Below are 24,925 nucleotides of genomic sequence, written 5' to 3'. Positions count from 1 at the left end.
TTAAGAAATTCAGGCACGATCGATTGGTCAGCGCAGCGGCCTCAAGTGAGACACACCATAATTTGGTTTGGTTTCATTGTGATGGCAATCACGGAAGATTTATTTCGGAATAGTCCCGCGCTCAATACGCACGCCAACGCTCGCAGCCTGGGCGATAGCCCCCGGTTTACCTACCTTTATGCGTACTCCCGGCGTTTTGAAACGATTCATCAACAGATCGGCGATTTCTTCCGCCACCCTTTCGACGAGGGCAAAACGCCGGCCTTGCAGGTGATTGAGGATCGCTTCGGTGACATCGGCATAGCTCAGACAATCATTCACATCATCGCTGGCCGCGGCCTGACGGTTGTCCCATGCCATTTCGACATCGAGCACCAATTTCAGTAGCATGCCTTGCTCCCAGTCGTAAACGCCAATGTGGGTGAACACGGTGAGTTGCTCGATAAATACGATATCCATGATGTCAGTCTCTGTTTTTGGCTAAGCCGGATACCACTTCCGGCGGATTATGCGTATTATCCACGCTTATCGAGAACAAAACGACCCAAAAGGAACGGTACGAAGCTATGAGTGCTATCGCGCTTGGTATGATTATTTTCGCGTATCTTTGCGGTTCGATTTCCAGTGCGATACTGGTTTGTAAACTGGCTGGTTTACCCGATCCGCGCACGCAGGGCTCAGGCAATCCTGGCGCTACCAATGTTTTACGCATTGGTGGTAAGGCTGCCGCGGCGGCGGTGCTGATTTTCGACGTGGCGAAAGGCATGATTCCGGTGTGGATAGCTTATCTGCTGCACGTTGCGCCACTCTATCTTGGCCTAACGGCAATTGCCGCCTGCCTTGGCCACATCTATCCGGTATTCTTCCGTTTTCGCGGCGGTAAAGGCGTGGCAACCGCCTTCGGTGCCATCGCACCGATCGGCTGGGATTTAACGGGTTTGATGACCGGCACCTGGCTGCTGACGGTGCTGCTGAGCGGTTATTCGTCACTGGGTGCGATTGTTAGCGCGCTGATCGCCCCGTTTTATGTCTGGTGGTTCAAGCCGCAGTTTACCTTTCCGGTGTCCATGCTCTCCTGCCTGATTCTGTTGCGGCATCACGACAACATCCAGCGCCTGTGGCGCGGCCAGGAAAATAAGATCTGGAAGCGGAAAAAGAAGAAATAAAAAAAACCGGCGCGATGCCGGTTTTTCGTTTTAGATGGCGGGCAGTTCTGACAGCGGCCAGCGCGGTCGCACGCTGACGCCAAGCTCTCCACGCGTGCCACCTTTCAGTCGCACCATACCGGCATAGGCGATCATTGCGCCGTTATCGGTGCAGAATTCAGGACGCGCGTAAAACACTTCGCCGCCGCGCTTTTGCATCATCTCAGCCATGCGCTCACGCAGCGTGCGGTTGGCGCTGACGCCACCGGCAATCACTAAACGTTTAAAACCGGTTTGCTCCAGCGCGCGTTTGCACTTGATCATTAAGGTATCAACCACCGCATCTTCAAACGCGCGGGCAATATCAGCACGCGCTTGCTCGTCATCCTGATGCTCGCGAATGGTATTCGCCGCAAAGGTTTTCAGGCCGGAGAAGCTGAAGTCCAGCCCCGGACGATCGGTCATCGGACGCGGGAACCTGAAGCGGTTTGGCGTACCCTGCTGTGCCATACGCGATAACATCGGCCCGCCGGGGTAATCCAGACCGAGCAATTTGGCAGTTTTATCAAAGGCTTCACCGGCTGCATCGTCAATCGATTCGCCGAGCAAAGTGTATTCACCAATACCGGTCACGCTGATCAATTGCGTGTGACCGCCGGAAACCAGCAGCGCGACAAACGGGAATTGCGGCGGATGCTCTTCCAGCATCGGCGCCAGCAGATGCCCTTCCATGTGATGCACCGGTACCGCCGGCACATTCCAGGCGAAGGCCAACGCACGCCCAATAGTCGCCCCAACCAGCAGCGCGCCAACCAATCCTGGCCCCGCCGTATAGGCAACGCCGTCAATTTGCTGCGGCTCAAGACCGGCTTCTTTCAGCGCGGCCTGAATCAGCGGCACGGTTTTGCGCACGTGGTCGCGCGATGCCAGTTCTGGCACCACACCACCGTAATCGGCATGCAGTTTCACCTGGCTATATAATTGATTTGCCAGCAGACCGGACGCATCGTCATAAATCGCGATGCCGGTTTCATCGCAGGACGTTTCAATACCCAGAACTCGCATAGCTTTTATCACCCTCTTCTTGCGGCGCGCAGTGTAGCACAGCCAAATCACAGCCCAGACACTTTGGCCAGGAAAAAGTGTTTTTCTGTCGCATAAAGAGTGCGCTATACTCCACGGCCTGAAAAAACCGGCAGCCGCGAAGGCATATGCCCCTGTTGGTTCTAAATTATACATGGTGCTTTACAAGTCGGCCGCGGCTGGAGTAAAATGCTGCACCATTTTGAAATGTGCTGGCGCCGCAGTCAGCAGCAAAAACCGAATTTTATCGAGGTAAGAGTTACATGCCGGTAATTAAAGTACGTGAAAACGAGCCGTTCGACGTAGCACTGCGTCGCTTCAAGCGTTCATGCGAGAAAGCAGGTGTTCTGGCAGAAGTTCGTAGCCGTGAGTTCTACGAAAAGCCTACCACCGAGCGTAAGCGCGCTAAAGCATCTGCAGTTAAGCGTCACGCCAAGAAACTGGCTCGCGAAAACGCACGCCGCACTCGTCTGTACTAATTTCTTGCGGAAGTTCGCTTCCGCCGCGTGATAAACGCAGACAGAGTCAAGTAAAAGGCCGTGCTTTCCGAAAGGAAGCGCGGCTTGTTGTCGTTTATGAGCTGAAAAATCGGGGCTTATGGCAGGACGAATTCCACGCGTATTTATCAACGACTTACTTGCCCGCACGGACATCGTGGATCTTATCGATGCCCGCGTTAAGCTGAAAAAGCAGGGTAAGAATTATCACGCGTGCTGTCCTTTTCATAACGAGAAAACCCCCTCTTTCACCGTCAGCGGTGAGAAGCAGTTTTATTACTGCTTCGGTTGCGGAGCCAAGGGCAACGCCATCGACTTCCTGATGAATCACGATCGTCTGGAATTTGTTGAGAGCGTTGAGGAGCTGGCTACGCTTCACGGCTTAGAAGTGCCGTATGAAGCGGGCAACGGCCCCAGCCAAATGGAACGCCATCAGCGTCAAAGTCTTTATCAGTTGCTGGAAGGCCTGAACGGCTTTTATCAACAGAGCCTGCGGAATCCGCAAGCGCAATCTGCTCAGAATTATCTCGCCACGCGCGGACTCAGCCAGGAAGTGATCGATCACTTCGCTATCGGCTATGCGCCCGCCGGTTGGGATAATGTACTGAAGCGCTTTGGCCAGCAAAAAGACGATCGCGAATCACTGATGGAAGCCGGCATGTTGGTCAGCAATGACTCAGGCCGCACCTACGATCGTTTCCGCGATCGCGTGATGTTCCCTATTCGCGATAAGCGTGGCCGCGTAATAGGTTTTGGTGGTCGCGTGCTGGGCAATGATACGCCGAAGTATCTGAACTCACCTGAAACACCCATTTTTCATAAAGGCCGCCAGCTGTACGGGCTTTATGAAGCACAAAAAAATCATCCGCAACCCGCGCGTTTGCTGGTGGTAGAAGGTTACATGGACGTGGTGGCGCTGGCGCAATTTGGCATCGATTATGCCGTTGCTTCGTTGGGCACCTCGACCACTGCGGAACACGTTCAGCTGCTGTATCGTTCAACCGATACCGTGATTTGCTGTTACGACGGCGACCGCGCCGGACGTGAGGCCGCGTGGCGTACGCTCGAAACCGCATTGCCATACATGAATGATGGTCGTCAGCTACGCTTTATGTTTTTGCCCGATGGCGAGGATCCAGACACGCTGGTACGCAAAGAGGGCAAAGAAGCCTTCGAAGCGCGGATGGAGCAGGCAACACCGCTCTCCACGTTTTTGTTCGATAGCTTAATGCCGCAGGTGGATTTGAGTACCCGTGACGGTAAGACCAAGCTGGCGACACTGGCGCTGCCGCTGATTAGTCAGATTCCTGGTGAAACCTTACGCATTTATATGCGTCAAACTTTGGGTAACAAACTCGGCATTCTTGACGATAACCAGTTAGACAAGCTGATGCCGAAGCTGGCCGAAAGCGGAGTGCTACCAACGGCGCCACCGTTGAAGCGCACCACCATGCGCGTGTTGATTGCGTTATTGGTGCAGAATCCGCAATTTGCTTCCATCGTGCCTACACTGGATGGACTCGAGCAGTCGAAAATGGCGGGTTTACCGCTATTTGTGGAGTTAGTCAGTCGTTGTACAGAGAATCCTGGCCTGACTACCGGACAGCTACTAGAGTTATATCGCGGGACAAATTTTAGCCAGACCCTTGAAACACTGGCCACCTGGAACCACATGATAGTGGATGAAGAGGCGGAAGAAGTGTTTCAGGATTCACTGGCAAGTATTTATGATTCCGCGCTCGAACAGCGCCTTGAAGCATTAATCGCACGTGAGCGAACGGAAGGCCTAAGCGCCATCGAACGTCGCGAGTTCTGGGCTTTAAGCCAGGCATTAGCGAAAAAATAAGATTTTTACTGGGTCAGAACTGCAAGCACGTTAAAAACCGCATTTTGGCTCAGTCATTTCCGGATTATTAGACGCGATAAGCGAAGCCGGAAACATCACCCTATTAGGGCCGTAGGCGTCGAAGCCAGGCCCGGAAAGAACAAAAGCGGCTTAAGTGCCGAATATAGAAGGGCAAAAGCCCTGGCCGCGATGTAGGCAGCGGCAAAAACACAACGCCTTCACTGTTATAGTTGGCTCGCCGCCGACCGACACCAATCTAATTAACAGAAGTGTGGATACCGTCTTATGGAGCAAAACCCGCAGTCACAGCTTAAGCTACTTGTCACCCGTGGTAAGGAGCAAGGCTATCTGACCTATGCTGAGGTCAATGACCATCTGCCGGAAGATATCGTCGACTCCGATCAGATCGAAGACATCATTCAGATGATTAATGACATGGGTATTCAGGTCGTAGAAGAAGCGCCTGATGCCGATGATCTGATCCTGAATGAGAACAGCTCCGACACTGACGAAGATGCCGCAGAAGCCGCCGCTCAGGTTTTATCCAGTGTTGAATCTGAAATTGGCCGTACCACCGACCCGGTGCGCATGTATATGCGTGAAATGGGTACCGTTGAACTGCTGACGCGCGAAGGCGAAATTGACATCGCTAAGCGCATCGAAGACGGTATCAACCAGGTTCAATGCTCTGTTGCCGAATATCCGGAAGCGATCACCTATTTGCTCGATCAGTACGATCGCGTAGAAGCGGGCGACTCTCGCCTGTCCGATTTAATCATCGGCTTCATCGATCCTAACGCGGAAGAAGATATTGCGCCGACCGCAACTCACGTTGGTTCTGAGTTATCGCAGGAAGATCGCGATGATGATGAAGAAGAAGACGAAGAGGATGATGACAGCTCTGACGATGACAACTCCATCGATCCAGAACTGGCTCGCGAGAAGTTTGGCGACCTGCGTACGCAGTATGAAACCACGCGTACCGTCATCAAAGCCAAAGGCCGCAGCCACGCGGACGCCGTTGCTGAAATCCAAAATCTGTCTGAAGTGTTTAAACAGTTCCGCCTGGTACCGAAGCAATTCGATTACCTGGTAAACAATATGCGTGAAATGATGGAGCGCGTGCGTACGCAAGAGCGCCTGATCATGAAGCTGTGTATTGAACTGTGCAAAATGCCGAAGAAAAACTTCATCACGTTGTTTACCGGCAACGAGACCAGCCCAAGCTGGTTTAAAGCCGCACTGGCCATGAACAAACCATGGTCAGAGAAGCTGCTGGAAGTCGAAGATGATGTGATGCGTTCGCTGTACAAACTGCAGCAGATCGAAGAAGAAACCGGCTTGACCATCGAGCAGGTGAAAGACATTAACCGTCGTATGTCTATCGGCGAGGCGAAAGCGCGTCGTGCGAAGAAAGAGATGGTTGAAGCAAACTTACGTTTGGTTATTTCTATCGCGAAGAAATACACCAACCGTGGTCTGCAGTTCCTCGATTTGATTCAGGAAGGCAACATCGGCCTGATGAAAGCGGTTGATAAGTTTGAATACCGTCGTGGTTATAAGTTCTCAACTTACGCCACCTGGTGGATTCGTCAGGCTATCACCCGTTCCATCGCGGACCAGGCACGTACCATCCGTATCCCGGTGCATATGATTGAGACCATCAACAAACTCAATCGTATCTCGCGTCAGATGCTGCAAGAGATGGGTCGTGAGCCGACGCCGGAAGAGCTGGCCGAACGCATGTTGATGCCAGAAGATAAGATCCGCAAAGTGCTGAAAATCGCTAAAGAGCCTATCTCGATGGAGACGCCGATTGGTGATGATGAAGATTCGCATCTGGGCGATTTTATCGAAGACACCACGCTGGAGCTGCCGCTGGATTCCGCTACCTCGGAAAGCCTGCGCTCAGCCACCCACGATGTGTTGGCTGGTTTGACAGCGCGTGAAGCGAAAGTTCTGCGTATGCGTTTCGGTATCGATATGAACACCGACCATACGCTGGAAGAGGTCGGCAAACAGTTTGACGTTACGCGTGAGCGTATTCGTCAGATCGAAGCCAAGGCGCTGCGTAAGCTGCGTCATCCAAGCCGCTCTGAAGTGCTGCGTAGCTTCCTCGACGATTAATCGATGTCGAGACGAAAAACCCCGGCTTGCCGGGGTTTTTTATTGCCATCAGTACGGCGTTAAACCTTTTTCCTGCATCATCTGGCGCGCTTTATCGCTTTGTAAATACTTCACAAACTGCGCCGCCGCTCGCTTTTGCTGCGTGTCACGCGTGATCACCGCGCCATACAGCGTATCCTGCTGCACAGCCTGCGGAATCAGTCCCACTATAGTAATGCCCTGCACCGCTTTTAATTCACTGTTCTGCTGAAAACCCAGTTCCGCTTTGCCCTGAGCGACAGCTTCACCGACCGGCGTTGCCGGGATCACCGCTATTTTTTTTGCGGTTTCAGCACCCAATGCCAGCTTACCCAGCATTTTGGTTTGGATATATTTGCCGCTAGCGCTATCGGACACCGCAATACTCGATGCCTCAGTCAGCGCCTGTTTGAATTTAGCGACGCTGCTGATATCCGGCTGCCCGCTGCCCTGCTTCACCGCCATGGCAATATACGAATGCGCCAGAACCTGCTGGCTGTGGCTATCCACCCAATTGGCCTGCTCGAGCGGTTTGATAGCGTAATCAACCATCACTAACACATCGGCGCTATCGTGGCGTTTAAGACGATTGGGAATGGCTTGCGGCGTATCTCCCATGGAAGGCGCCGCTTCCAGCTGAATACTGTTACCGGTTTTTTGCTGATAATCCTGTTTCAGGCTTTCAATCACCGGATACATTCCGCCGGAACTGAACACCTTAAGCGTTGCGGCCTGCACACCGCTTTGTGTCGCCAGCAGTAGCGTTGCCAGCGCAATCATGTGTTTCATCTGCCCTCACCTTTTATTGCCATAAAGGATTGGGTTTAGACAGGATCATGGAGGGATACAACGATCGGACCACACTTAACGGAGCGAGCTCACGCTTTTTTCTGTAACCAATCATGCAGTTGACGATAGGATGCAACCATCTCCTCTAGCGTTGCGCGGTTTAAGCCGCTCGGATTTGGCAGCACCCATAAACGCGTTGCGCCGAAAGTTTGCGGCTGCTCACCCCACTCCACTTTGCGCTGTCGAAACGCTTTCTGGAAAGCCTCTTTCCCCAATACCGCCAACGCACGCGGCTGATAATGCAGGATCTTTTGCTGTAGCCGCGTGCCGCCGTCGCGCAGCTCATGACCATCAAGCTCATTCGCCTGCACCGTGGGACGCTCAACCAGCATTGTGATACCACAGCCCGTTTCCAGTAGCCGCTGCTCCTGCTCAGGCTTGAGTAGCTCACGCGTAAAACCGGCCTGATAAATCACTTTCCAGAAGCGGTTGCCTGGATGGGCAAAGTGAAAACCGGTGTGCGCCGAAGATTTGCCCGGATTGATGCCGCAAAACAGCACCTGTAAATCGGGGGCGACAATATCGCGAATATCATGCTCGCTCATATCGTCTCCAGACCAGCGCGTTGTTTCACCGAACGGCGGCTCATTGCCAGCAAAGTGCGCGCTTCATCGTCATCGGCGCAGGCTCGTGCCAGCGCCACAGCGCCAACCATTTCTGCCAGCATACTGGTGGCGACCTCATCCGCTTGCGGGTGATGCAACTCCTGCAGCGTCTGTACTAAACGCTGGCGCACCGCTTCACGTCGCTGGGAAAAAAGCGCGCGCGTATCCTCTGGCAAATGTGCCATTTCACTCACCAGCGCGGGCATCGGACAGCCTTCACCCGGTGTGCGGCAATGATGCTCCGACAGATAGTTATCTACCAGCTGATTAAGCCGCTGTGCCGGATCCTGAAGCGCGGTGATATCCGCGAAGCGTCGCGCTGAGTCCGTAAACATCTCAGTGATGACGGCTTTCACCAGCTCCTCACGCGAGGCGAAGTGGGCATAAAATCCGCCGTGGGTTAACCCTGCGCGCTTCATCAGGGCTGCCACACCAATGCCTTCCGTCCCGCTCTCGCGCATCGCCACAGAGGCCTCATCCAAAATGCGCTGCCGCGTACGCGCTTTATGGCTCAGCTTTTCCATCTCATTTATCCGCTCATCGTTAGTGACAATCAGTGTAATTATTACGCCCATCATATTCTAGCTTGACGTCGAATATGATGGACGTCATATTTAACCACGTAAATATGATAACCGTCATTTCAAGGAAACCACTATGTCACACCAACTGGCTTTGATCACCGGCGCCTCAAGCGGTATTGGCGCAACCTATGCAAAACAACTCGCCGCACGCGGCGCAAACCTGATCCTGGTGGCGCGCGATGCGGCCAGGCTCAATGCGCTGGCCCAGTCTCTGCGCGATGAGCATGGCGTGGAAGTTAATGTATTAGCAGCAGACCTCACCCATCACGCTGACTTGCAGAAAGTTGACCGTGAAATCCATGAAAATACGCAGATTACGATGCTGGTGAACAATGCCGGTATGACGGTAGAAGGCGAATTTATTGAAGGTGACATTGCCCAGATCCAGACGATGCTGACCTTAAATATCACGGCACTGACCCAACTCGCGCACAGTGCTGCGCAGGTATTTCGTGCTCGCCGCAGCGGCACCATTGTGAATATCGCTTCGGTATTAGCGCTGGTGAGTGAATCCGCGAACAGCGCCTACAACGCCAGCAAAGCTTACGTGCTTTCTCTGACGCGCAATATGAACCGTGAGCTTGTCGACAGCGGCGTGCGAGTGCAGGCGGTGCTGCCAGGCTTAACACGTACCGAAATCTTCGAACGTGCAGGCAAATCTATCAACGATCTTCCGGCGGAGATGCTGATGGAAGTGGATGATTTGGTATCCGCAGCGCTCAGCGGATTAGATGCGGGTGAGTTGGTAACGATTCCGTCAGTAGAGGATATCAGCCTGTGGCAGCGCTACGACGAAGCACGCATTGCCATTTTACCGTATATCTCGCTGAACAAGCCTGCATCGCGCTATTTATCGTAATGGCGGCCTTTTTGCACCAGTTTGGTCTCAAAAAGCGATCAGGGTTGAGCGCTTAATAATCGATAGCGTGTGGGATAATAGATTTTTCTTTTTGAGATCAAAGAGTCAGCCATTGCTGTAATTTTCACCATCCAAATGGCGAACTCTGGATCACCCCATCAAGATACTCTATAATCCCCGCTCCGCTGGCCCCTTAGCTCAGTGGTTAGAGCAGGCGACTCATAATCGCTTGGTCGCTGGTTCAAACCCAGCAGGGGCCACCAAATTTAGTGATGTAAATCATGCAGTTAAGCCACCTTCTGGGGTGGCTTTTTTGTTTGTACAGTCTATCATTGGCAGCAAACTTTTATTCACTGCTTATCCTGTCACTAACCTTTAAGCAAAAAAGCCCTTAGTTCCCTAAGCATATTCTTCTAAAAAATGTTCAAAGTGGAGTACTGAGTTTGTTTATATCCACACTAACATCACATTTTTGCCTTACGATTGATCATCGGCAGAACTTTCTTGTTGCTAAGGTAAAAATAGTTATCATCACATCGCTGAAATCTATAAAAAGCATTGCAGCCATCATAAAGATGTAGACATTAAAATAGCAATTTGTAAATAATATATTGCAGTCATTGAGTTGAGGGAATTTATAATGTATTCAGCCCATCACGTTTTATAATGAACAAGAGGAAATAATGGGAATAAACTCTGTCATTGATACCTTAACTGAGGTAGCAAAGAAACCTATCTCAGATATAGCATTTGATCGCATGAGAAATAATTTCTACGGTTATGTTCTAACATCATTACTTATTTTTAACTTAGAAAATATCCTTTTGGTTTTGAAATCAAAAGAACCTATTGAAATGACTCTAATTTATATAGGTGTTCAAAAAGATTTCTTTAAGAATTTTTTTGCATGGCCAATTGCCTATGGAATAATCGCAGCCATTATTATGCCTATAACGACCGCAATTTACGCGCTTATCATAGGAGTAATTTCCGCTATAAGAGATGATAGTAATTCACTTGGCATAGATCTTTGGCATACCTTTAAAAACAACATTCAAATAAAAAGAAAGGAAGCAAAAATCAAAAAAGATGAACTTGAGGAAAAAATGGAAGAGTTGATAAGACTAAAAAATCTCGAGGACTCACGATTAGATACTTTAAGCACAACGAGAAGAGAGTTAGAAAGTTATCTTATAAAACTGGCAGGAGTATACGGCCATTATCGAAATAATTATAGTGTTAGAGATATGAAAGGGCTACTTGAAAAAATTGAAGAAGAAGATATCAGCAAGCATTTTCCAAACTCACAACAATTAAATGATTTGATCGATTTCGTCAGAGAAAATAATGCCCCTAGCAATTAGATTGACCTCAATAATAGTAATAAAAACATGTCTTGGAGCCGCTGGCGGGGTTACATCCCGCCATTAATCATAACCACAATGGTTGCTGCTGATTTCTTCCCGTATGCGGCGGAACAGGTTTGACGCTGCCCGATTTAACAATGATCTCAGAAATTGTTTCATGAGATTTAAATGTGCAGTTGAAATTAGTATTCTGGCACTGGTTATAACGTTCTTTGGTTGTTTCTGATACCTGAAAGCTGCTGCAGGTATGTGCTGCATTCCCGTACTAAGGGCAATTCATCATAATGTCGTCTCCAAAACCCGATGGAGATAAATATTACTCAAAATAACCACTTTGAGTTGACACCATTCTATTTTAAATGGATCTATTTTCACTTCAAGTTCAATACTGGTTGTATAGCCGCTTTCAGCGTCGTGGTACATCACAGCTCGCATATCAACGTGAAGCGGAACATTCTGACCAGTACCTTCATCCCTCATCCGCTGCTGAGCCAGCAGGCGTTTAGCCGCTTCGTGCAGGACTATCTGGTGTTTGGCAACGCCTTTCTGGAGAAGCGCACCAACAAGCTCGTCGACGTGCTGGGACTTTAGCCAGCACTGGCAAAATTCACGCGATGCGGCACAGATTTAGACACTTACTGGTTTGTGCAACACGGCATGAACACGCAGCCCTATGAGTTTACCAAAGGCAGCGTATTTCACCTGATGGAGCCGGACTTAAATCAGGAGGTTTACGGCCTGCCGGAGTATCTTTCGGCGATCCCGTCCACCCTGCTAAACGAGTCGGCAACGCTGTTCCGCCGCAAATACTAACTTAACGGCAGCCACGCCGGTTTCATCATGTACATGACCGACGCCGCGCAGAATCAGGAAGACGTGAATAACATCCGCCAGGCAATGAAAAGCGCTAAGGGGCCGGGCAACTTTCGCAACCTGTTCATGTACTCACCGAACGGGAAGAAGGACGGGATTCAGATCATCCCGCTGTCAGAAGTGGCGGCTAAGGATGAGTTTCTGAACATCAAAAACGTGAGCCGTGACGACATGATGGCCGCGCACCGCGTGCCACAGCAGATTATGGGGATTATGCCGAGTAATGTTGAGGGGGTTGGGGATGTTGAAAAGGCTAGCAAAGTATTTGTGCGTAATGAGTTAATTCCATTGCAGAAAAGACTCGAAGAATTAAATAAGTGGATTGGATTAAACATTATACAATTTAAGCCATACAACCTGAATTAAGATCGAAAAATGTGCAGCCAGTAACAATTACTCGTTACTGGCATCTTATTATGTCCTTAGAATGGCACTTCGCCTTTTGAAGAAAAAGAAATTTCATCAACTGCTACATTAGCATTTTTAACATACTCATCATTTGCGCTCTCTTCAACCTCCACCTCGCCCTGAAGGGTAATGTTACCTTCAATTGCCAAGGGTTTATAAAAATCTCCCATCATCATCTTAAAGTGAGCTGTATGTTCACTCTTTTCAAATATTTTTTGAAAAACAATCATATTTTTTTCGACGGATATTTCATCCAAATTCATATATAGATCATCACCTGAAAAATGGGATCCATCATTAATCCATGAAACCAATGATCTAAATATAACTTTTTCAGTTCCAATAAAGTTACATTCTAACTTGCGAATATCCATGCCTCCCAAAATTTTATAGTAGTTCTCCAGAATTCTTCGCATCGTATTCTGTATGGTATTATTGTTTACTTCATCTCGCCTTAACTCACTCCAAAGGAGATCATATGACGTTTTTATAGGATTAAATTCGCAATTTTCTAGATATGAAGTTTTGCCTTTCTTTCTAACAACCCAAAAAGTCTCTTCATTCATGGCCCGATTACCTTTCCTGTCCGGGTTGAACGTCAACTCTTTGTGAAAGTAAATATTATGAGTTAAGAAAATAATCTGCTTAATACTACCAGTTTTATTACGAACATCATCCATTAGATCTTTTATTAATGAACTAACGATAAATAATATATCACTATCTAAGCTTGAAATAGGGTCATCAAAAACAACGACCCTATCATTCAGAACTCCCGTGGCGCTATCACTTCCCCTGACAAGACTATAATAATACAAGAATGTGATGAATGTTTTTTCACCCTCACTCAGAGTTGTTCGAGCATGGTCACCAGTATCTCTAACAATTATGTAATGAACTTTATCTTCAGCAGGCTTAAGATAGAAATTTTTGAAACCATAAGAATTCAATATATCATTAATCTTATGGACTGTTGGAATAATACTGGTTTGATTCGATTCTATTTGCTCAATCTTCAGTGATAATTCATCTAACCTTTCATTATCCTTGCCTAAACCAATATTGAGACCATTGATTTTCTTTTCTAATCTTGAGATCTCCGACGTGTATTTATCTATTACACTCTTTAATTCAACTTTAATCAAATACGCCCAAAAATTCTTTGAGAGGTTATCAGACTCAACCTTCTTGTTATTATAAATATCATTATTTTCCTTAATGGCTTTATTAACATCATTCAAAAATAAAATAAAGTCATCGACGACCCCACTTATATCTTTAAAGATGACAACCTCGCTCAACTGGACTTGTTTTTTCTTTACCAAATCAAAATTTGCAAATAGCGCCGATAAAAAAAGATTGGCTTTATCATCAAAAACATCATAATTCACAAAAGGTGACTTATAGGACTTAATGTCAGATATTAACCTCTGAATAACTGAAAGTTGAAGTTCATATCGCTGAGCCAGCTCATTAACATCATTCTTTTTTGACTCGTAAGTCTCATCAAAATAAGACTTTATATTTTCAAATATATCATTGCTAACTGCTTGCTGACATAAAGGGCATTGCGGTTTTGATTTATTATAATAGTCCAAGCCCTTTTTAACCCAATCACTATTATTTAGCAAACCAATTAAGTCTGCAACACCAACATCTTTTTTTCCCACTACTCTCTCACGCCAAATATCTTCATTTAATATACTGGTAATTACGTCTAAATTAGGAAATGAAATTATAGGGTGATGAGTAAGCTCATCTGAAAATACTTTATGTGCCTTATCAGTAAGTTCTTCTATTGGATGAACATCTGATGCATTTGATTTATATTCTATCAAAACTCTTGCTTTGAATTTTTCCGAACTATTTCTGAGTCCTGAGAAAGGTTTTGAAAAAACATCATCATACTTTACTTTTTGTTTCCAGCAATCATCCTTGAACTCTCGTTCAATTTTTTCTAATTGTTTTAATGCACCAATATCTTCGCCTTCACCATCAATAAGCTTTCTCTTCGCAACAATTGAATCTCTCGTTTTTTTCTTTTCATCATTTAGCTTTATTAATTCATCTTGATCAATTTTAACATCATTGCCTAGAGTAAATACGCCTTTGATATTATCTTGACTAAAATTATTTTCAACAAAATCTCTATTGTATACATAACTAATCAGCTTACTATTATCTTTCCACTTTATTTGGCATGTTGGGTATTTGTCCGGATTACTTATTATTTTACTTATAGTAGTTTTACCAGCGCCATTAGCACCATATAAGTAATTAAATGTCGATAGATCTTTGAGTAGCTGAGGAGGCCCATCATATGAGGCAACGTTGTCAATAACTAAATGTTCAATCATCTAAAACCTCTAATTCAGATTAATCTTATTAAAGAATTGTAATAGAAGATAGAACACATTTTTTTACAAGATGACAATTTATACAGCTGTAAATAAATCAGGGTGATCGCGCGAGCTCGTACCCCCGCCACGCCTGCCCGCTTCATGATGCGGTTTTCAATCACCTGCATGACATAAACGAAAGCCCACCAGAACTGGCGGGCCGAGGGTAAAGCTACCCTTTTCGGATCATGCAAATTCATGCGGCATAGTCATGCACTCTTCACTCCAGTTTGAAGTCGTCTACAAAAGCGGGTTTGTGGGCACCAAATCCTTCTGCTTCATCCATAAACTCCATGCCCTGCCGCAAAGAAATGGGATACGGAATCTCAAGCATAAAAACGAAATCGTAGGTTTTGCCAAGCCAGTAGCCCCCGCCATATCCTTTCGGCCGTTGGAAAAATACCCATTCACCTGGCTTGTAGTAAGCAAGCGCCTCACCTCGGTAAATGATCTGGAATTTTTCGGGACTTTTAGCCATAACCTAACGCCTCGTAGCTCTTGTTATATTCGCAATCACCACACGTAAGCATTTCTGGCATGATTTGTTGTTTTAATAGCCGTTCTATAGATCTTCCAACTAGTGTGAAAATCTGCCTGGCAACTGGCGCACGATGGAGTGAGGCCTAAAGCTTGAAGGGAAACCAAATACGCGCCGGTCAGATCATTTATGTAAAAAATAAAGGCAAGAAAAACTGAGCAGTGACGATAACTGAAAAATTACTAGCTGGCCCGCCATCTAGCAGGCAAGCACCGTTGCTCCTTAAACCTTGTTACTCAGTCTTTCGAAAGGCAATGCAACATGCCGGCATTAAGACACCTGCTGGGCAGCTGACACATGTTTTACATCACACTTTCGCATCTCACTTTATGATGAATGGTGAAAATATTCTTGTACTTCAGCGAATTTTGGGGCACATGGATATTAAGATAGCGATGCATTATACGTACTTTGCTCCAGATCTTCTTTCATACGCTATTTTATTCACCCCATTAAATCAGATGGATTTATAATATGAATTCTAAATGGACATTTTAAATAGGAGAAAATATGCCAACAATTGGAGAAAGAGTTAAATACGCAATAGATCACATGGGTCGCGGCGAAACTTACGCGGCATTAGAACACGCTTGTAATGCTCTTGATGTCACTTCCCAACGCTACTACGAACATAAGAAAAGTAGCAATAAAATATTCAAAAGTCTCATTAAAGAATATTCTTGGCTGATCGAATTTATGTCTCTAGGTGGAATAAACCTTGATGAAACAACATTTGACAACTTCCCAATAACTGACGGATTTGGCAAGCCTATACTCAAGCCATATTTTTCAGATTTGATGTATCACGTAGTAAGATGTGGTCTCGTTCATAGTGATTCATTATCAAAAGGATTCTCATTCCACGAAGAAGGGGGTGTTATTCTAGCAGAACAGACAATTGTATTTCCTGCAAGTCTAGTTTGGGGAATACTTTCCATTTCAATATTTTGCCCAATAAATAAAAATGAAATTACTGCACCTGATTATTGGATAGGGTTATTTAAAAATCAGTTAATAATCAATGATTTTTGGGGAAATGAGGGAGTTGCACGTCACATAGTTAGCCGTTATCCTCACCCAAGGATAACACTGACCAATTTATCCAACCTCAAAATGATCGATAGTTGAAAAGTGGCAGCAGAGCGCAACGCTATGTGCCACTTTTCATCACTATTCGGCCTAAAGAAAACATTAAAATCAGTAAGTTACTGATTTAACTGGCTTCGAATTGGAACTCATAATCGCTTAGTCACTGGTTCAAACTCAGCAGGGGCCACCAAATTTTACCTTCAAAATCATATCAATAAGCCACCTTTCATGAGGTGGCTTTTTTGTTTTTAAGCATCAGCGGCGATCGAGATTTTCATCATAAGCGTTGGAAAATGTACGTAATCCCTCACTTAATCATTAAGAACTAGACAACAGATGTGTCATTTTGTAAACATGTAGCTTCAGATGTTGGGCCACCTCAGGGAATGCACTGTGATTTACGACTGTTTCTTATATTATGATGAAGATATGCTATTAGATATCAGGCTCAATACTCTTAATGATGTCGTAGATCGCTTTGTGATTGTGGAATCAACCCATACATTCACCGGGAAGCCTAAAAAGTTAAATTTTGATATTAATAAGTTTGAAAAATTTAAAGATAAAATAATTTATGTGATCTTTAATGAACGGCCTATATTTAAGCAGGAACACGCAGACCAATATGATGCATGGGCGAATGAAGCCGCGACTAGAAATGCAATCATGCGGGGTTTAAAAGATGCTGGTGACACTGATCTTATTTTGATTTCTGATGTTGATGAAATATTCAAGCCAGAAATTATTAAGAAAATAAACCCTAAGCAGCTATGTACAATACTGCATATGCCTTTTTATAATTATCAATTTAACCTTCAGGTTTTCAATCCTGATGGTTCTGCACGTCAATGCAGACTGCCACGTGCAACCAGCATGCGCAATTTACGAGATCATTTTGATAGCAAGCCAGAAATCTTCAGGAACATCAAAAAATCAGGTTTATTTGACGATTTTATTGCCAGAAATTGGTTTAAATTTCGTAGCAAGGTTATCAAAGATGCTGGCTGGCACTTTTCATGGATTATGACACCAGAAAGAATTTCTGAGAAAATGTCGTCAATTTCACATACCGAATATGATCTGCCGCATTTAAACAATAAAGAGCACATCATTAAATCTTTAATCGATGGAAAGGATTTGTGGAATAGAGATAGAAATCTCGTCAAACAAAACCTATCAGATGACAAGTTTCCAGCGTATTTGGTTTCGAATAAAGATAAATATAAAGAGTTTATTCTATAATGGTTTTAGATAATTCATAACACCAAAAAATAATAATATTAAAATCATATCAAAAAGCCACCTCGCTCAAGGTGGCTTTTTGTTTACTCAATCCAAAATAAACTGGCGTGCAATGATTCAATCGCGCTCCATCTCACTCACCTGCCACCTTACAGAGCTCACGCCTTTCTCGAGGCTGATGCGGCTTACCAGACTTTCCAGCTGATCGGTCAGTGTGGGATTCCCCATCACCTCCGCATTGACTTCCATGCGATGCGGCGGATCCAGGTCTTCGCTGTGCAGCGATTGCAGGCGCAGACCGCTGCCGCCCAATGTATGCAGCATCAGGCTGCGTACCTGTACTTCATCCTGCGCGAGACAGATGATTTGTACTTTGTAGTGCTGGATAGCCTCGGCAGCGGAGACAATGGTTTGGCGATTGATGCCAAGCGCCAACTCACGCAACAGGATATTGGCGCAAAGGATCACCATGCAGCCAATCGCGGCTTCGAGCAGTAATCCCATGCTGCACAGTACGCCAATCGCGGCGGTGCACCACAAGGTCGCGGCGGTATTCAGCCCGCGAATGTTTAGGCCATCACGCATGATCACGCCGCCGCCCAGGAAGCCGATACCGGAGACCACATAAGCGGCAACGCGTGAGGCATCGCTAGCAATGCCTGGCACGCTTTGCGTCATCAAAACAAACAGGCAAGCGCCGGTGCTCACCAACGCATTAGTGCGTAAACCGGTCATGCGCTGGCGGAGCTGGCGCTCACAGCCAATTAATGCGCCCAACACCAGCGCGACGGTAACGCGCAGTAAAAAGATTTTCCAATCCATAATAGACCTCACTCCGCCGTGCTTTTGCCTGCGGAACAACGGGGTTAATAATTGGATTACAGCTAGAGCCGTTACCGCTGTGGATCAGCAGCAAAACGCTAATGAGAAAGGGAGATTCTGGAAGGAAGTCCGCTGTCTTAACGCGCGGTTAAGACAGCGTGATAGCTATCTTACCGCAAGGGCCTGTTGTAATCGTTCGGGACAAGTGTCCAATGTCGTGATCCTCTTGGGTAAAAATTCGCCGCGATTTTAAAGCGCTCGCCGCCGCGTTGCCAACCGCAAAATCCACTTTGTTTAAGTTGGGTTATGACAATGCCAGCCCGCCACGGCTAATTTAGCGTCCCGTCATCAACCAGTGGCTTAGCGTGCCGGCGTTGGCATAACCGTTAATAATGGCGGCATAGCTATCGAAACGGTTACTGACTTCATTAACCTGATTGTTATAGAGATCGCTTTCTGCACTCAACACATCCAGTAATGAACGACGACCTAAGTGATACCACTGATCAAAAAAGTCTTTACGGATGCGATCGGATTCCACAATCAGGTTTTTATACAGTGCGGCACGTTCTGCGGTGGAATGTGCGTTCTGATTGGCCGTCCGCACGCGGTTTTCCAACTCACGCCGCTGTTCCTGCACCTGCTCGCGATTCGCTTCGGCACGCTTAATGGCGGCAATTTCCTGTGCGGTGGTTGAGCCGCCACGGAATAAACCCCAGCTAACGTTCAAACCGGTTTGCCAGGCTTGCTGACGGCCTAACTGATCTTCACGCGTGTTTTTACTGACCGTCCAGTTGAGCTTCGGCAGGCCCGAGGCTTTGATGGCTTCGGCTTCCTTAAAAGCCGCACGTTCTTCAGCGCTGGCGCGCAAGATCAGCGGATGCCCATCCAGACTCGAAAGCTGGCGATTTACGTCCGCAAAGGGAAGCGCCCACTTGTCGCTGGCCGGCAGAATTACCCGGCTATCGCCCAATAGACGATGCAGAGTGATCTCTACGTCACGCGCGCGTGATTCCGCGTTTTCCAGATAGCTCTGCGCCTGCAGTAGCCGCCCTTTTGCCTGTGTGAGTTCACTGCGGCGGCCCCCATCCAACTGAACAATGCCGTTGAGCATCTTGGTCAGTTCTGCCATGCGCGCCAGATATTGCTTGCTGATGGCGATAATGTGCTGCTGTTTATCCCATTCAATCAATGCATTACTTACCTGCATGGCGAGCTCTTCGCGCTGAGCCTGAACCGTTTGCCGCGCAGATGTAACACGTTCCTGACGGCTTTCAATGGTGCTGCGGGTTTGGCCAAAATCGTACAAATTGGTTGCGACTGACAAGCCTAAAGAGGGGGTACTGTCCTGATATTGATAGTTTTTAACGCCGTTACCAAACTCTTTAGTGGCTGATGAGGCCGTAACGTCCACCTGCGGCCAACGCTGCCCCTTCGCATCTTCGACGTTGGCTTCGGCCGCCTCGCCCTGCGCCATATACGCCTTCAGCGTCGGACTCATGCTCCAGCTAATACGCGCAGCGGCAAGGAATTTTTGGCGCAGCTCACTCGCTGCGACCGTTTCATTCTCCGGTCCGCTCAGGCTCACCCGAGCCCCCTCCAGCGAGATATCGCTGGATTCCGCCATCACATTCACTGCGGGAGTCAACAAGGCGGCGATACAAACCGCGCACACGGAGAAGTAACGCACCATTGCACGGTGCATCGTATTCTTTATTTTCATCATTTTAACGCTCGCGGAATGCTTCTTTAGCCTTCAGAACTGGCTTCAACAGATAATCGAGAATGGTTTTCTCACCGGTGCGGATCTCGACGGTAGCGATCATGCCTGGAATGATCGGCAGATCTTTATTGCCGGCGTGCAGCGTGCTTTTATCCGTCAGGATCAGAACGCGATAGTAGGTATCATCCGGGCGGCCACTGGCGGCTTTTTGCTCGTCTTTCAACGTATCAGGGCTGATGTACTCCACATGCCCATCAAGCCCGCCGTAAATGGCAAAGTCGTAGGCGGTAATCTTCACCTTGGCCGGTAAACCGGGATGGAGAAATGCCACGTCAGACGGACGGATTTTTCCTTCAACCAGCAGCTGTTCTTCCAATGGAACGATTTCAAGGATGTGTTCGCCCGGCTGGATCACGCCGCCGATGGTGTTAACGCGCACATTTTTCACCGTGCCGCGCACGGGCGCAGTCAGGGTGGTTCGCTCTACCACATCGGCGCGCCCCACCAGGTTTTCACTGACCTGGCTCAGCTCTAGCTCCAGCCGCGTCAGCTCTGCATGCGCTTCAGATTGATAGCGATTGCGACGCTCAACGATTTGCGCCTGGATGTCATTCGCCTGACGCTGCATGCGCAGCAGCTCGACTTCAGACAACAGCCCTTTTGCAGCCAGCGGCTCCGCCAGGTGAATCTCGCGCAGAGATAAGGCGTAACTACGCTGCAGCGAGGTAATGCTGTCATTAAGCGCGCGCTTACGCGATTCGTAGGCCTGGGTCTCTTGCGCAACGATGGCAGGATCGCTCTTCACCTGCTCATCAAACGCCAGCGGCAGCGAATAAGCCTCGGCGCGCAAACGCGCAATGCTGCCCTTCAGACCCACCACTTTACTCAGGACTTCGCGGTAGCTGGACTGCGCGCGAGTGGGATCGATCTTCAGTAATACATCACCGCGATTTACCACCGAACCTTCATGTACGTTCATCTCCGCCAGAATGCCGCCTTCAAGGCTTTGAATGACCTGTTCGCGGCTGCGCGAGATGACTTTGCCATCGCCTTTGGTAATCTCTTCAACCCGGGCGAAGTTGGCCCAGAGAAGCCCTATACCTAACACCGCAATAATCAGCCACATCACCAGCCTGGAACCGGGTGTGGTTTGTGACAGCAGTGAAGCCTGCACATCGTTCATAAACTCAGCGTCAGCAGCAGACAGAGGCTTGACGCGGTTACGCCATGGTAGCAACTTGCTCATACGGCTGCCTCCTGCCCGGCGGCCACCGGCGTGGAAGGCGCTAGCGCCTGGCGCGGCTGCGCTTTATTTTTCCCCTCCAGCGTAGCCAGCACCCGATCTTTGGGACCGTCCGCGACCACTTTTCCCTCTTCCACCACGATGATGCGATCGACCAGCGCCAAAATGGAGGGACGATGTGTCACCACAATCAACGTATGTCCTTCGCTGGCGTGGCGGAGATGCGTAAGAAACTGATTTTCAGTCATGCTATCCATGGCGCTGGTTGGCTCATCCATCAGCACAATTTTGGGACGCGTTAACAAGGTGCGCGCCAGCGAAACCAGCTGTCGCTGCCCGCCGGATAATCCTTCTCCGCCCTCGCCCACCATCAGGTTGATACCGCTCGGATGGCGCGCAGCCACCTGATCCAGGCCGGTAAGTTTTAGTACGCGCAGCAGCTCATTGGCGGTGGCATCCGGACGGCCAATCATCACATTTTCACGCAGCGTGCCGTAAAACAGACGCGCATCCTGGCTAACAAACCCGACGGCTTTGCGCCAGTCCGCTGGATCGATCTGGTTAACGTCCAGGCCATCCGCCGCCAGCTGGCCTTTAATCGGCTGATAAAGCCGCGCCATCACACGTAACAAGGTAGATTTACCGCTGCCAATACGGCCAAGAATGGCGACGCGTTCACCCGCGTTAATGCTCAGCGAGATGTCCTGCAAAATCTCTGGATTGGGCTTCATTGGCGGAGCCGGATAAGAGAAGCTCACATTGCGCAGTGAGATCGCACCGCTCAGAGGGGGATCGGTCAGATAGGTTTTGCTGCTGTCGCGATCGACAGGCATCTCCATTAATTTGTTCAAGGACATCATCGCGGCTTTCGCCTGTTGATAGCGCACCGCCAGACCCACCACCTGCCCCAGCGGACCGGTTGCGCGGCTGGCTAGCATCACGGTGGCGATCATGGCCCCCATGGTGAACGTGCCAGCATTAATCAGATAGACGCCCGCCACCACCAGCATCACCGTCTGAAACTGTTGCAGGAACGTCACCACGCCGGTTGCCAGCGTCGAATAGCGTTTAGATTTCATGGCGTTGGCTGATTGCAGCGCGCTGAAATTTTCCCAGCGACGCTGCATATGCGCTTCGCCGCCCACCGCTTTAAGCGTCTCCATGCCCTCGATCGATTCGATCAGCACGCCCTGCTTCAATGAGGCATCGCGCAAGTTCTCTTTCATGATGCGCGCCAGCGGCCACTGGATCGCAGCGCTGACGATGATGATCATCGGGATCATCATCAGCGGAATGATGGCCAGCGGACCGCTAATAAAGAAGATCACGCCAACAAACATCAGGATGAAGGGTAAATCGGAGATAGCCGCGAGTGTTGCTGAGGCCACAAAATCGCGTACGGATTCATATTCGCGAATCTGGTTAGCAAAGGTGCCCGACGATGCCGGCTTATGCTCCATCTGAATCGACAGAGCCTGACGAAACAGCATACTGCCCAGCACCAAATCGGCCTTCTTACCGGCCATATCCAGCAGGTGCGCGCGCACAAAGCGCGTTATCGCTTCGAAGATCATCGCAATCGTGACCCCAATCGCCAGCGACCACAGCGTAACGAACGCCTGGTTGGGGACTACGCGATCGTAGACATTCATGGTGAAGAAAATGCTGGAGAGTGCCAGCACATTGATTAATACCGCGGCGATCGCGGCACTGCGATAGTAGCGGCGATAGCGCCACAGCGTGGTAAACAGCCAATGTCCTTTGACCTCCGGCAGCATGGCACTGGCGCGCTCGTCCAGTACCGCTGCCGGTTTGGCCAGCACGGCAAAGCCGGCATAGATCTCATTGAGCTCCGCGAGTGTCATCTCCACGGCTTTTTCGCTGACATCTGGCATCACCAGCTGGAAGCGCAGCTCGCGTTGATTCTCCGCATTGGTCTGTATTCGGCGCGAAAGCACAATGCAGCCGCCGTAGCCTTTGCGCAGCAAAATCATCGGCATTAACGGCTCTGGCAGCTCTTGCAGGCGGCGTTCGACCATGCCGCCCGTGATGCCGGCGTTTTCCAGCGCAGTCATGGCCTGCGAGGGGCTAAGAAATGTCGCTTTGGGTAAACCCGCCACCAGCGCATCTTCACTTTTTTCACGGTTGTAATGTTTGCAGATCCACGCCACGCTTTTTAACAGCGTGTCATCTACGGTGGTTTCTATTCGAGCAACAGAACGCGCATCCCGCTCCACAGCATCCTGCTTCTGGTCGACCATTTCCCGACTCCTGTAAACCTGACAAAAAAACGGCGGGCACATTGCCCACCGTTTCATCTGTTTGAAGGGGCAAAATTTTGACAGATGTCAGGTTTCAGAAAGTCTAAGGCTTGTCTCAAAGGGATATAACGATTTGTTTAACATTGGGAAGATGGCGTTTTGCAGGGTGAAAACCGGGGGCTGTTGATGCTCCTCATCTGCGTGTTATCTTACTGACTCGCTTGATAGCAATCGGAAAATAGCAATGGCAAAACAGCGCGTAGGTATCGTATTTGGTGGCAAATCGGCCGAACATGAAGTGTCGTTACAATCAGCCAAAAATATCCTTGAAGCCATTGATAAGAATAAATATGAAGTGGTGTTACTGGGGATTGATAAACAGGGCGAATGGCATCTGAATGATGCGTCGGGTTTTTTACTCAACGCTGAAAATCCGGCGTTGATTGCCCTCAATCGGTCTGGCGAAAATATCGCGCTGGTACCCGGCAGCGCCTCGCAGCAGCTGATAACACGCCAGCAGGCGCAGCCGCTGTCACAGCTGGATGTGATTTTCCCCATCGTACACGGCACGCTGGGTGAAGATGGCTCGCTGCAAGGTCTACTGCGCATGGCTAATCTGCCGTTTGTCGGTTCAGATGTACTGGGTTCCGCCGTGAGCATGGATAAAGATTTTACCAAACGTCTGTTGCGCGATGCCGGACTCAATGTCGCGCCGTGGCTGAGCGTTACGCAGGCACAGCGCGCCAAGGTCGATGCTCAAGCGGTGATCGCGCGCTTTGGCCTGCCGCTGTTTATCAAACCCGCTAACCAGGGCTCGTCGGTGGGCGTGAGTAAAGTTGATAGCCTGGAACAGTTTGATGCAGCGCTGGATCTCGCCTTTACTTTCGATCGCAAGGTGTTGATTGAGCAAGGCATTAAAGGTCGTGAGATTGAGTGTGCGGTGCTGGGTAATGATACGCCGGAAGCCAGTCCGTGCGGCGAAGTGGTGGTACACGATGCGTTCTACTCGTATGACACCAAGTACATCAGCGAAAGCGGTGCCCACGTGGAGGTGCCGGCGGCAATCAGCGATCAAGAAAGTGATGCCATTCGCGCAGTGGCGATAACTGCTTTCCAGGCGCTGGAGTGTTTCGGTATGGCGCGCGTCGATGTGTTCCTGACGGATGCCGGGGAGATTATTGTCAATGAGGTGAATACGTTACCGGGTTTCACCAATATCAGCATGTATCCGAAGCTCTGGCAGGCAGCAGGCTTGAGCTACAGCGATTTAATATCGCGTCTGATCGTGCTGGCGCAGCAGCGCCATCAGCTCACCAGCCAGCTTAAAAGCAGCGTGTAACCGGCATG

Annotated in this window: 20 protein-coding genes, 1 tRNA gene and 3 pseudogenes; 12 read left to right on the top strand and 12 right to left on the bottom strand. The window is 48.7% G+C overall.

The window, feature by feature from the left end; all coding sequences use genetic code 11:
• Positions 1 to 99: 99 nt before the first annotated feature.
• A complete protein-coding gene (gene folB, locus AAGR08_RS01865) occupies positions 100 to 459 on the bottom strand; it encodes a bifunctional dihydroneopterin aldolase/7,8-dihydroneopterin epimerase (protein WP_097095972.1) in 360 nt (119 codons plus the stop codon).
• 107 nt (positions 460 to 566) lie between these two features.
• On the opposite strand from folB, the gene plsY reads away from it, so the two are divergent.
• A complete protein-coding gene (gene plsY, locus AAGR08_RS01860) occupies positions 567 to 1,166 on the top strand; it encodes a glycerol-3-phosphate 1-O-acyltransferase PlsY (RefSeq protein ID WP_097095971.1) in 600 nt (199 codons plus the stop codon).
• Between the two features lie 30 nt (positions 1,167 to 1,196).
• Here plsY and tsaD read toward each other — a convergent pair whose 3' ends face one another.
• Positions 1,197 to 2,210, bottom strand: a complete 1,014-nt coding sequence (gene tsaD, locus AAGR08_RS01855; RefSeq protein WP_345828246.1) for a tRNA (adenosine(37)-N6)-threonylcarbamoyltransferase complex transferase subunit TsaD — start codon at positions 2,208 to 2,210, stop codon at positions 1,197 to 1,199.
• 281 nt (positions 2,211 to 2,491) lie between these two features.
• Between tsaD and rpsU the strand changes: the two genes are divergently transcribed.
• The 3 genes from rpsU to rpoD all read left to right on the top strand — a co-directional run bounded on the left by rpsU (position 2,492) and on the right by rpoD (position 6,698).
• Positions 2,492 to 2,707 carry a 30S ribosomal protein S21 gene (gene rpsU, locus AAGR08_RS01850; RefSeq protein WP_008103436.1) on the top strand — a complete coding sequence of 72 codons (216 nt, stop codon included), beginning with the start codon at positions 2,492 to 2,494 and terminating at the stop codon, positions 2,705 to 2,707.
• Between the two features lie 118 nt (positions 2,708 to 2,825).
• The gene (dnaG, locus tag AAGR08_RS01845) at positions 2,826 to 4,571 is read left to right on the top strand and encodes a DNA primase (RefSeq protein WP_097095969.1); all 1,746 of its coding nucleotides are present in this window, start codon (positions 2,826 to 2,828) and stop codon (positions 4,569 to 4,571) included.
• Between the two features lie 285 nt (positions 4,572 to 4,856).
• Positions 4,857 to 6,698, top strand: coding sequence for an RNA polymerase sigma factor RpoD (gene rpoD, locus AAGR08_RS01840; protein WP_097095968.1), 1,842 nt, complete (start codon positions 4,857 to 4,859; stop codon positions 6,696 to 6,698).
• A 48-nt stretch (positions 6,699 to 6,746) separates the two neighbouring features.
• On the opposite strand, the gene AAGR08_RS01835 is transcribed toward rpoD, so the two are convergent.
• The 3 genes from AAGR08_RS01835 to AAGR08_RS01825 form a co-directional block, all read right to left on the bottom strand.
• A complete protein-coding gene (locus AAGR08_RS01835) occupies positions 6,747 to 7,505 on the bottom strand; it encodes a substrate-binding domain-containing protein (protein WP_345828242.1) in 759 nt (252 codons plus the stop codon).
• 89 nt (positions 7,506 to 7,594) lie between these two features.
• The gene (mug, locus tag AAGR08_RS01830; protein ID WP_097095966.1) at positions 7,595 to 8,110 is read right to left on the bottom strand and encodes a G/U mismatch-specific DNA glycosylase; all 516 of its coding nucleotides are present in this window, start codon (positions 8,108 to 8,110) and stop codon (positions 7,595 to 7,597) included.
• On the bottom strand, positions 8,107 to 8,694 hold the full coding sequence (locus tag AAGR08_RS01825; RefSeq protein WP_345828238.1) for a TetR/AcrR family transcriptional regulator: 588 nt from the start codon (positions 8,692 to 8,694) through the stop codon (positions 8,107 to 8,109). Before AAGR08_RS01825 ends, mug begins: the two co-directional genes overlap by 4 nt.
• A gap of 133 nt (positions 8,695 to 8,827) precedes the next feature.
• Here AAGR08_RS01825 and AAGR08_RS01820 point away from each other — a divergent pair, with 133 nt between their 5' ends.
• From AAGR08_RS01820 to AAGR08_RS01810, 3 genes are all read left to right on the top strand, one after another.
• The gene (locus tag AAGR08_RS01820; RefSeq protein ID WP_345828236.1) at positions 8,828 to 9,613 is read left to right on the top strand and encodes an SDR family oxidoreductase; all 786 of its coding nucleotides are present in this window, start codon (positions 8,828 to 8,830) and stop codon (positions 9,611 to 9,613) included.
• A 187-nt stretch (positions 9,614 to 9,800) separates the two neighbouring features.
• Positions 9,801 to 9,876: transfer RNA gene (locus tag AAGR08_RS01815), tRNA-Ile, on the top strand.
• Between the two features lie 420 nt (positions 9,877 to 10,296).
• Positions 10,297 to 10,977, top strand: a complete 681-nt coding sequence (locus AAGR08_RS01810; protein WP_345828234.1) for a hypothetical protein — start codon at positions 10,297 to 10,299, stop codon at positions 10,975 to 10,977.
• Positions 10,978 to 11,044: 67 nt separating this feature from the next.
• Here AAGR08_RS01810 and AAGR08_RS01805 read toward each other — a convergent pair.
• A pseudogene (locus tag AAGR08_RS01805) lies at positions 11,045 to 11,263 on the bottom strand (ogr/Delta-like zinc finger family protein).
• A gap of 134 nt (positions 11,264 to 11,397) precedes the next feature.
• Between AAGR08_RS01805 and AAGR08_RS01800 the strand changes: the two are divergent.
• Positions 11,398 to 12,219 (top strand): annotated as a pseudogene (locus AAGR08_RS01800) (phage portal protein); the annotation flags it as partial.
• Between the two features lie 56 nt (positions 12,220 to 12,275).
• Here AAGR08_RS01800 and AAGR08_RS01795 read toward each other — a convergent pair.
• Both AAGR08_RS01795 and AAGR08_RS01790 read right to left on the bottom strand, forming a co-directional pair.
• On the bottom strand, positions 12,276 to 14,618 hold the full coding sequence (locus AAGR08_RS01795) for an AAA family ATPase (RefSeq protein ID WP_345828232.1): 2,343 nt from the start codon (positions 14,616 to 14,618) through the stop codon (positions 12,276 to 12,278).
• A 262-nt stretch (positions 14,619 to 14,880) separates the two neighbouring features.
• Complete coding sequence (locus AAGR08_RS01790) at positions 14,881 to 15,138, bottom strand: hypothetical protein (RefSeq protein ID WP_345828231.1); 258 nt, start codon at positions 15,136 to 15,138, stop codon at positions 14,881 to 14,883.
• Between the two features lie 68 nt (positions 15,139 to 15,206).
• Here AAGR08_RS01790 and AAGR08_RS01785 point away from each other — a divergent pair.
• From AAGR08_RS01785 to AAGR08_RS01775, 3 genes and pseudogenes are all read left to right on the top strand, one after another.
• A pseudogene (locus tag AAGR08_RS01785) lies at positions 15,207 to 15,671 on the top strand (tyrosine-type recombinase/integrase); the annotation flags it as partial.
• A 37-nt stretch (positions 15,672 to 15,708) separates the two neighbouring features.
• Positions 15,709 to 16,326, top strand: a complete 618-nt coding sequence (locus AAGR08_RS01780; protein ID WP_345828229.1) for a hypothetical protein — start codon at positions 15,709 to 15,711, stop codon at positions 16,324 to 16,326.
• A 354-nt stretch (positions 16,327 to 16,680) separates the two neighbouring features.
• Positions 16,681 to 17,529, top strand: coding sequence for a benzoate transporter (locus tag AAGR08_RS01775; RefSeq protein WP_345828227.1), 849 nt, complete (start codon positions 16,681 to 16,683; stop codon positions 17,527 to 17,529).
• A 117-nt stretch (positions 17,530 to 17,646) separates the two neighbouring features.
• Here the strand turns inward: AAGR08_RS01775 and AAGR08_RS01770 are convergent, their stop codons facing one another.
• The 4 genes from AAGR08_RS01770 to AAGR08_RS01755 form a co-directional block, all read right to left on the bottom strand.
• The gene (locus tag AAGR08_RS01770; protein WP_097095959.1) at positions 17,647 to 18,351 is read right to left on the bottom strand and encodes an MgtC/SapB family protein; all 705 of its coding nucleotides are present in this window, start codon (positions 18,349 to 18,351) and stop codon (positions 17,647 to 17,649) included.
• Between the two features lie 334 nt (positions 18,352 to 18,685).
• Positions 18,686 to 20,077: a TolC family protein gene (locus tag AAGR08_RS01765; protein ID WP_345828225.1), complete on the bottom strand. Its 1,392-nt coding sequence runs from the start codon at positions 20,075 to 20,077 to the stop codon at positions 18,686 to 18,688.
• Position 20,078: 1 nt separating this feature from the next.
• Positions 20,079 to 21,320 (bottom strand): HlyD family type I secretion periplasmic adaptor subunit, encoded by a 1,242-nt coding sequence (locus AAGR08_RS01760; protein ID WP_097095957.1) that lies wholly within the window; start codon positions 21,318 to 21,320, stop codon positions 20,079 to 20,081.
• Positions 21,317 to 23,578 carry a type I secretion system permease/ATPase gene (locus AAGR08_RS01755; protein ID WP_345828224.1) on the bottom strand — a complete coding sequence of 754 codons (2,262 nt, stop codon included), beginning with the start codon at positions 23,576 to 23,578 and terminating at the stop codon, positions 21,317 to 21,319. The genes AAGR08_RS01760 and AAGR08_RS01755 overlap by 4 nt, the downstream gene beginning before the upstream one ends.
• A gap of 244 nt (positions 23,579 to 23,822) precedes the next feature.
• Here AAGR08_RS01755 and ddlA point away from each other — a divergent pair, with 244 nt between their 5' ends.
• Positions 23,823 to 24,917: a D-alanine--D-alanine ligase gene (ddlA, locus tag AAGR08_RS01750; RefSeq protein WP_097095955.1), complete on the top strand. Its 1,095-nt coding sequence runs from the start codon at positions 23,823 to 23,825 to the stop codon at positions 24,915 to 24,917.
• Positions 24,918 to 24,925 lie beyond the last annotated feature (8 nt).

This window comes from Pantoea sp. BRR-3P (assembly GCF_039621635.1).
GTDB classification, from domain to species: domain Bacteria; phylum Pseudomonadota; class Gammaproteobacteria; order Enterobacterales; family Enterobacteriaceae; genus Pantoea; species Pantoea floridensis.
This window is presented reverse-complemented; position numbering and strand designations above follow the sequence as displayed.

Coding starts and splice junctions, on each gene's coding strand:
- folB (WP_097095972.1), bottom strand. CDS start 459: ATGGATATCGTATTTATCGAGCAACTCACCGTGTTCACCCACATTGGC.
- plsY (WP_097095971.1), top strand. CDS start 567: ATGAGTGCTATCGCGCTTGGTATGATTATTTTCGCGTATCTTTGCGGT.
- tsaD (WP_345828246.1), bottom strand. CDS start 2,210: ATGCGAGTTCTGGGTATTGAAACGTCCTGCGATGAAACCGGCATCGCG.
- rpsU (WP_008103436.1), top strand. CDS start 2,492: ATGCCGGTAATTAAAGTACGTGAAAACGAGCCGTTCGACGTAGCACTG.
- dnaG (WP_097095969.1), top strand. CDS start 2,826: ATGGCAGGACGAATTCCACGCGTATTTATCAACGACTTACTTGCCCGC.
- rpoD (WP_097095968.1), top strand. CDS start 4,857: ATGGAGCAAAACCCGCAGTCACAGCTTAAGCTACTTGTCACCCGTGGT.
- AAGR08_RS01835 (WP_345828242.1), bottom strand. CDS start 7,505: ATGAAACACATGATTGCGCTGGCAACGCTACTGCTGGCGACACAAAGC.
- mug (WP_097095966.1), bottom strand. CDS start 8,110: ATGAGCGAGCATGATATTCGCGATATTGTCGCCCCCGATTTACAGGTG.
- AAGR08_RS01825 (WP_345828238.1), bottom strand. CDS start 8,694: ATGGAAAAGCTGAGCCATAAAGCGCGTACGCGGCAGCGCATTTTGGAT.
- AAGR08_RS01820 (WP_345828236.1), top strand. CDS start 8,828: ATGTCACACCAACTGGCTTTGATCACCGGCGCCTCAAGCGGTATTGGC.
- AAGR08_RS01810 (WP_345828234.1), top strand. CDS start 10,297: ATGGGAATAAACTCTGTCATTGATACCTTAACTGAGGTAGCAAAGAAA.
- AAGR08_RS01795 (WP_345828232.1), bottom strand. CDS start 14,618: ATGATTGAACATTTAGTTATTGACAACGTTGCCTCATATGATGGGCCT.
- AAGR08_RS01790 (WP_345828231.1), bottom strand. CDS start 15,138: ATGGCTAAAAGTCCCGAAAAATTCCAGATCATTTACCGAGGTGAGGCG.
- AAGR08_RS01780 (WP_345828229.1), top strand. CDS start 15,709: ATGCCAACAATTGGAGAAAGAGTTAAATACGCAATAGATCACATGGGT.
- AAGR08_RS01770 (WP_097095959.1), bottom strand. CDS start 18,351: ATGGATTGGAAAATCTTTTTACTGCGCGTTACCGTCGCGCTGGTGTTG.
- AAGR08_RS01765 (WP_345828225.1), bottom strand. CDS start 20,077: ATGATGAAAATAAAGAATACGATGCACCGTGCAATGGTGCGTTACTTC.
- AAGR08_RS01760 (WP_097095957.1), bottom strand. CDS start 21,320: ATGAGCAAGTTGCTACCATGGCGTAACCGCGTCAAGCCTCTGTCTGCT.
- AAGR08_RS01755 (WP_345828224.1), bottom strand. CDS start 23,578: ATGGTCGACCAGAAGCAGGATGCTGTGGAGCGGGATGCGCGTTCTGTT.
- ddlA (WP_097095955.1), top strand. CDS start 23,823: ATGGCAAAACAGCGCGTAGGTATCGTATTTGGTGGCAAATCGGCCGAA.